Genomic DNA, 7398 nt, shown 5'->3' on the forward strand with positions numbered 1-7398 from the left:
CATCAGGAGTCGCGCTCGTCTGGCAAACCGGCCCAGCCCACCGACACATCACCGGGCAAACCACATCAACCCGGAACTACGCCGGGGCCGTGGAGTCGTCGGTGGTTGTATCAGTCGACGTATTCGGCGGTGGCGAGCTCGACGTCGGACAGCGTCTTCCACGGCCGCCGGGGCTTGATCAGCTCGGTCTTGAACAGCCCGATCGTGCTCTCCATCAGGGCGTTGTCGTAGGCGTCGCCGACCGAGCCGATCGAGGCGGCAATACCGGCGACGTCCAGGTGCTCGGCGAGCCGGAAACTCGTATATTGCGACCCGGCATCCGAGTGATGAATCAACTCGCCTGGCTGAAACGGATGTTGGTCACGGTCGCGCTGCCAGATCGCCATCTCCAGGGCGTCCAGCACGAAGACCGTCTCCTTCACGGTGGCCGCGGACCAGCCGACGATCCGGCGGGAGAAGGTGTCCACGACGAAGGCGACGTAGACGACACCTGCCCAGGTCTTCACGTGGGTGAAGTCCGCGACCCAGCAGCGGTTCGGGGCGCCGGCGACGAAGTCGCGGTCGACGAGGTCCGGGGCCCGCCCGGTCTGGCCGCCGGGAAGCGTGGTGATCACGCGTTTGCCGCGGACCGCGCCGGTGATGCCGAGCTCGCGCATCAGGCGTTCAACGGTGCAGCGGGCCACGGCCTGGCCCTGCCGGTTCAGCTCCCGCCAGATCTTCCTCGCCCCGCAGACACGGTAGTTGGAGTCGTAGACGTGCTGGATCAGTTCCTTCAGCTCGCCGTCCCGCACGGTCCTGGCAGACGGCGCGGTCCGGCGTTTGTGATAGGCGTAGTAGGTGGCAGGGGCGATCTTGCAGTCGTGCATCGTCAGCACGCGGCAGATCGGCTCGACGCCGCCGAAGCGGCCCTTGTGCTCGTCGATGAACGCTACGAGCGTGTGTGTGGCCGGTCGAGCTCGGCCGCGAAGAAAGACGCCGCGGCCTTGAGGATCTCGTTCGCCCGCTTGATCTCGGCGTTCTCCTTCTTCAGCCGCTTCAGCTCGGCGGACTCCTCCGTCGTCGTCCCCGGCCGGGTGCCGGCGTCGATCTGGTCCTGCCGTACCCACTTCCGCAGGGTTTCGGTTGTTCCGATGCCCAGCTTCTGGGCGACCGCTTTCATAGCGGCCCACTCGGTGTCGTACTCCGGCCGCACCTCGGCGACCATGCGGACCGCACGACGGCGCAGCTCAAGCGGGTAGGGGGAAGGACGTGCCATGACTCGATCCTCTCAAATGATCGAGTCCCTACCGAACCCGGAACGGTTCACACAGCCCCACGTCAGGCGGCGTGGCCGGTCACCGGCACAGCCCCTCCACCCAGCGCCGCGCCAACGATCACCCCACCCCTGAGCCCTGCCGCAGCGCAGATGACACGACTCACCGCCAACCGGTGCCCTGCTCCCCGCTGAACCCCGCACCAAGCTAAGGGACGGTAACGCGGAAGGTACGCATTCCGTACGTGTTCGGTACGCCTCACGCCCATTCCATGCCGAGGTGTCGTAGTGCGTCGAGCTGCTCCGCCGTAAGCCGGTCTCTCCTGGATTTGGTGTTCGAAATCCATACGCCCAGTCGTACAGGCGCCGGTTCCGTTTCGCCGTCGACCTCGATCTCGACGATCGCGCCGCGCGGGACCGGCCGGTCACCCTCCTTCTCCACCCACTGTGTGAGGGCCGCAAGTCCCCGCTGGAACGCCGCCTGGGCCTTCGCTGCACGAGCGGCTTCCGGGGTGGGAGGCGGCGGCGCCTGGTCGCGCTGTACGCCCAGCTTCGACAGCCGCTGCTGCTGTTCGGTCGACAGCTGGGCCCAGGTGCCTGGGTTCTTCTGCCGCTTCAGCCATCGTCCGATGTCATCGCCTTCGAACAGCACCCCCGGTTCGATGGCCGGCAGGACGCCGTCGGCGTCGACCAGGTCCGCCAGGACGCGGTAGTGCCGCTGCCAGTCCAGCGGCCAGGGGCAGTTCCAGTCCTCGTCGACCGCAGCCAGCTGCTGCGCGCGAACGGCGGCCCGCTCCGGATCCTTGCCCAGACCGCCCTTCCGGCGCAGGTTCGCCATGTGCTGGCCGACCGGCACCACCGCCTCGCCCTCGCCCCACACCGCGTCCTGCCGCGGTGCGAGGTGCCCGGTCGCCCGCCGGTAGGACCTGAGCGCGGCGAGCTTGTTCTCCCACGCCTCCTCGCCCGGCTCCCACACCATCCCGGCCTCCGGCGCGTCCAGCAGGGTCTTGCGCCGCTCCTCAAGTTCACCTGCCCGCAGCGCCTTCCGCTGCTGGTGGACCCATCGGCCAAGCGGAAACGCCTTCGTCGCCCCGACCTCGACCTCGACGTCATACGGAACGGCGTAGAGACCAGTGATCTCGTTCTCCCTGCGCCACCGCAGCAGGGCCTGATAGCCCTCGAGCCAGACCAGGGACTCGGGCCGGTATACCCGGGTGCGCAGGAAGGCCGCGATGGTTGCCGCGTCGCGCGGGCTGGAAAAGTGCAGCTGCGATCTTTCGGTTTTGGGACAGGGGAGTGAGAGACAGTGGGGTCTGGGTGTGTTGTTACTGGTCGGTGGCGATTTCGAGGCGTGGGGTCACTGTCTTGGGCGTGAGAGAACCGCGGGGTATCGCTGTCCCGGGGCGTTATTGCATGAGGGGTGACGCTGTCTCAGTTTTGTGAGTTCTGATCCGCTGGCCGGTGGGGTGTTGGTGTGCTCGGGAGTGTGGATCAGGGAGTGCAGGGCCCGGCCCCGGAAGGGGTGGGTGGTGATTCGAGCGGGGCTTTGCCGGCTGTGTCGGTTCGGGCGTTGCGGGGACCGGCGGTGCGCCGTCTGCTGGCCCTGCGGCGGGAGGGGAAGCTTACGACTGGGCAGGTGAGGTCGGCGGCGGACGTGCTGGGGGTGCGGGAGCGTGCGGTGTGGCGGTGGCTGGCGGCCGCTGAGCGGGACGAGGCTGCGGCCCGGGCACCGGGGGAGCGGGGCGCGTATCCCGGGCGGTTCACGGTTACTGATGAGGTCCGGGCTCTGCTGGGGCTGTGGAAGGGGAACGTTGCGGCGGTTCATCGTGAGTTGACCGCTCGCGCGGCCAGGGGCGAGGGGGAGCCGCCTCCGTCGATCCCGACGCTGCATCGGGCGATTGGCCGTGATCTGACGCCGGGGGAGCGGGCGGGTCTTGCGGGTGGGGAGCGGGCGGCGCGTAAGCATGATGTGTTCCTGGCCCGGCCGCGGGGGTGGCGCAACCAGGTGTGGGAGACCGACCACATGCAGGTTCCGGTGATGGTCGATGTCGACGGCAAGCCCCGCAGGCCATGGATCACCTGGTTCACCGACTGCGCCACCAACGCGATCACCGGTGTGGCGGTCACGCCGGTGCATCCGTCGCGGGAGTCGGTGCTGGCCGCACTGCGTTCCGCGGTCCTGCGCGAGGACCCCTACGGTCCGTTCGGCGGTCTGCCGGAGAAGGTGCGGGTGGACCGTGGCAAGGACTTCCTGTCCCGGACGGTGACCGCCGCGTTCGATCTCCTGGACGTCACCGTGGAGGACCTGCCCGCCTACACCCCTCACCTCAAGGGCACGGTCGAGGGCCTGAACCGGGCGGTGGAGCCGATGCTGCTGGCCGCACTGCCCGGCTACGCCCGCCAGCCGCGCCCCGGCAAACGCCCCTCCCGGCCGAAGGACGAAGTGCTGCTCAGCTTCGAGGACTTCACCGCCCGGCTGCTGGACTGGACACGGTGGTGGAACACCGAGCACCGCCCCGAACCGCTACGGGGCCGGACCCCGCTTGAGACATGGCAGGACGATCCCACTCCGCTGAGGGATGTGCCGGCCGCGGATCTGTGGACGTTCACCCTGGAGGACGCCGGTACCCGCACGCTGACCACCCGCGGAGTCCGCTTCCGTAGACGCGACTACGTGGGTGCGTGGATGACCGGTCAGGCCGGGATCCGGGTCCGGGTCCGTTTCATGCCTCACCACGATCACCGCATCGAGGTCTACCACGCCGCCACCGGCCGCTACCTAGGGCCTGCGGACCTGGCCGACCAGGCCACCGAGGAACAGGTCAGCGCCGTACGGCGGGCACGGGCCGCCCGCGGCCGCCGTCTGAAGAAGGACCTCGAAGCATCCCAGAGACAGCGCTACGCCGCCGCCACCCAGGCCGAGCCCCCTCGGCAGCTCGGCGCGCTGACCCGTGCGCAGGCCGACGCCGAACTCGCCCAGAGTGCCGACGCCGGCCTGTCGCAGCTCGCGCTGCCCGACGTCGTTCCGCCGGCCGCGCCACCGGCCGACTGGCGCACCCCAGCTTCCCTGGCTGCGCTGACCACGCCGGCCCGGCCTGCCCCGTGCTCGTCTGGCCGTGATTCCACCGCTACAGCTCCGGACAGCCCGGACGGACGGGCCGCACGTCCCACCACCGACGACGAAGACGGAGACGCCTCGTGACCGCGGCCACCTACCAGTACGTCGACCTGCCCGACGCGTCCGTGGTCACCACCCGCGCGCTGCTCACTGCCCGGGACAACATCACCGACACGGTCGCCGCCCGCGCGATGATGTGCATCCACGGCGGCGCCGGCTTCGGCAAGACCCTCGCCGTCAACACCTGCCTGCGCGCACTCGAACCCGGCGAGGACGTCCGCAAGATCACCTTCCGGGCCCGGCCCACGGCCCGCGCGGTGCGCTACGAACTGTTCACTGCTCTCGACCTGGCCGGCGAGCCGCCGCGCCACCCCAGCGAGTTCGACCGTCTGTTGAAGACGGCCCTGGCCGAACGCCCCCGTACCTTCCTCGTCGACGAGGCCCAGTGGCTCAACGGGGAGGCGTTCGAATACTTCCGCTATCTCTGGGACGAACCCTCAACCCAGCTCGCCATCATTTTCGTCGGTGGCGCGGGCTGCCACACCGTGCTGCGCCGCGAACCGATGCTGTCCTCCCGTGTCTTCATCTGGCAGCAGTTCACCCGCCTCATCCCCGACGAGGTCCTCGAGGTGATCCCGCTGTTCCACCCGGTCTGGGCCGACGCCGGCCCCGAGGACATCATGTTCGCCGACCAGCATGCCGCGCACGGCAACTTCCGCGCCTGGGCACAGCTGACCGCCCACGCTCGTACCGCCCTGGCCCGTACGGGACGTGCCCGCGTCGACCAGGACCTGCTGCGCTGGGCCTTCAGCCGCCTCGCATGACCCCGATACTGCCCGCCCCGCTCTCCGCCATGGGAGTGCCGGCCGTCACGCTGGTCATGGACCCCCACGACGACGCGGCCCACACCCACGCCGCCCTGGCAGCGCACCATCCGCCATCGGGCCGGATCACCCTGCACCCCGGTCCCGGAACCACCAGCGACACCGCGCTCGCCCACGACCTCCTGGCCGCCTTGGGCAGACCGCCACTGCTGCCGGGCCGCTTCCCCTCAGGCCGACAGCCCGCCTGGGAAGCCGCCACCGCATGGGTGACAGCCCAGCCGGTCACTCGTCTGACCGTCCTGCGCGGCCACCGCCTGACTGCCCGCCGCGCCGAACGCCTTCTCCAACTGCGCGCCGGCACAGGCATCCACCTGACCCTGGTCTGCCACCGCCCTCGTCTCCCTGCCGCCCTGCACCAGGCCCTTCAAGCGGTCGACCACGCGGTCATTACCGACTTCGAGGCTGCCCAGCACCACTACGACGGCCCGCCTGCCCACGCGGACGACGTGGCCGATTCTGTCCTGCGGTCCGGCCGCTGGATCACCCTGCCCGCTCTGGACCGCCTCGTTTCCTACGACAGCCCCGCCTCCTGCCGGGCCTCTTGCGCACCGCTGCCGATTGTCTGGCGACACCGTTCACAGCCCGCATCTCTTACTGCGCACACTGCCCGGGAAGTTGCCCGCCGCCTGGCCGACTCGACCGCTCACCCCCGCCTGGCCGCAGCCCTGGCAGCCGCGCTTTTCACCGGTGCCTCCTTCCAGCAGCTCGCCACCGCCGGCCTCCGCGACTACGACGACGCCGCGGCCACGCTCGCCCTGCACGACCGAGCCCGCTACACCGACGGCTGCGCCGCCTACCCCGTACCCGGCTGGGGGCGCATCTTCATGCGGGCCGCGGCCTGCTTCGCCCGCCTCGTACTCGGCGACGATCAGGCACTGCTTGCCGCGCCCGGCGACCTTACGCATCTGCTGCGCCTGGCGGAGACGGCCATGCTGCGCCCGCCGCAACCTCCCGCCGCCAGGTCGGCCGACCGGGCCGACCGCATCGAGTGGGACTGGCGCGAACAGCAGGAAGCCAAAAGGTACGACGCAATGCTGGGTGTACCCGAGAAGCCCTCACGGGGCTGAACGGCTCGTCGGCGGGGTCGGTCACCTGCCTCGCGGATTTCCGGCGGCGAGGAGGTCATCCGATTGAGAAGTCGGCGAACTCGACGTCGGTGAAGGCGATATGCAGACCATGACCGCGCCGGCCCCCGTCGCGGAAGTAGGCGTGCCCCAGCGCGCGGGCGAGGATCACCATCTGCTGCTGCTCACCCGCGCCAGCGTCCCGAGCGGCGAACAGCTCACGGGCCACCTCTCCTGGCAAATACTGAGTGATCCACCGCACCCGCGGATCGTCCGACGACCCTGCAGGCGCCGCGAACCCGAACCGTGCCCTGGTGTGGAAGACGAAGCCTTCCGCTTCGGCCTGCGCACGCAGGCGAGCCTGTATCCGGGGCTGCCACCGCGCTAGGACCGCTTCCTCGATCGCCTGGGCCTGCGGTGGACCCGGTGGACGCCGGGCTCCGGGCTTCTTCGTCACCCACCGCTGCACGGTGCGCTGCGACACCCCCAGCACGGTGGCGATCCTCCGGGTGGAACCCTGGTGCGCTACGAGCAGAAACCGCAGGCGGGCCTCGGTGCTTGAGGGTATGGGGCGGGTACGCAACGCACGCTCCAGCCCCTGAGCGATCTCTCCCACGTCCAGTCTCCAGGCGGCTTGCCGACAGGGTCGGCTTCGCGCGGCCCCGGGATATCAGGTCTCCCACATGTGCCCACCCCTGCCCGCTGGTTCCGGCGTCTTCGGGACAGCACCGGCCGGCATCGGCTACGAGAGCTCCAGGGGCGTTCACGCCTCGTGCGGCTACTCCCAGGCGACCTGCCCACCGGGGCCCGGGCGGCGGGCAAGGCCTTCTGGGGGCGGAGCCCAGGCGGGACGGCCGGGCTCGGCTGCGGTTCGCTCGGTGGCGCGGGCCCGAAGCTCAGTAGGCGGTGCTTGGCCATCCGCTCAGTCGCCATAGCCCCCTCCCGACCCAGGCTGCCGTGCGGGCAGGGGCGGCGGCCCGGTGGCTGAGAAGCTGTTGTCTTTCCGGACGTGAGGGCTGCGTTTTCGCTGGTGGGGCATAGGTTCGGCGATCTCGTGGGAGTGACGGCTTGTCGTGTCGT

General features: G+C 69.9%; 4 protein-coding genes and 2 pseudogenes. 3 read left to right on the forward strand and 3 right to left on the reverse strand.

Annotated elements, in window-relative coordinates:
- Positions 1-113: 113 nt before the first annotated feature.
- Together ACIF9R_RS37785 and ACIF9R_RS37790 are read right to left on the reverse strand one after the other, a co-directional pair.
- Positions 114-1255, reverse strand: a pseudogene (locus ACIF9R_RS37785) (IS3 family transposase); the annotation flags it as partial.
- A 256-nt stretch (positions 1256-1511) separates the two neighbouring features.
- Positions 1512-2531, reverse strand: a pseudogene (locus ACIF9R_RS37790) (helicase associated domain-containing protein); the annotation flags it as partial.
- 306 nt (positions 2532-2837) lie between these two features.
- Here ACIF9R_RS37790 and ACIF9R_RS37795 point away from each other — a divergent pair.
- Genes ACIF9R_RS37795 through ACIF9R_RS37805 form a run of 3 tightly spaced genes read left to right on the forward strand, consistent with a single transcriptional unit; the run spans position 2838 to position 6321 of the window.
- Complete coding sequence (locus ACIF9R_RS37795; protein WP_399987584.1) at positions 2838-4454, forward strand: Mu transposase C-terminal domain-containing protein; 1617 nt, start codon at positions 2838-2840, stop codon at positions 4452-4454.
- A complete protein-coding gene (locus ACIF9R_RS37800; protein ID WP_399987586.1) occupies positions 4451-5194 on the forward strand; it encodes an AAA family ATPase in 744 nt (247 codons plus the stop codon). The genes ACIF9R_RS37795 and ACIF9R_RS37800 overlap by 4 nt, the downstream gene beginning before the upstream one ends.
- Positions 5191-6321, forward strand: coding sequence for a hypothetical protein (locus ACIF9R_RS37805; RefSeq protein WP_399987588.1), 1131 nt, complete (start codon positions 5191-5193; stop codon positions 6319-6321). The genes ACIF9R_RS37800 and ACIF9R_RS37805 overlap by 4 nt, the downstream gene beginning before the upstream one ends.
- A 55-nt stretch (positions 6322-6376) precedes the next feature.
- Here the strand turns inward: ACIF9R_RS37805 and tpg are convergent, their stop codons facing one another.
- Entirely contained in the window at positions 6377-6934 is a 558-nt protein-coding gene (gene tpg, locus ACIF9R_RS37810; RefSeq protein WP_399987590.1) for a telomere-protecting terminal protein Tpg, read from the reverse strand.
- Positions 6935-7398 lie beyond the last annotated feature (464 nt).

It is taken from the genome of Streptomyces sp. NPDC086080 (genome assembly GCF_044540255.1).
Lineage (GTDB): Bacteria > Actinomycetota > Actinomycetes > Streptomycetales > Streptomycetaceae > Streptomyces.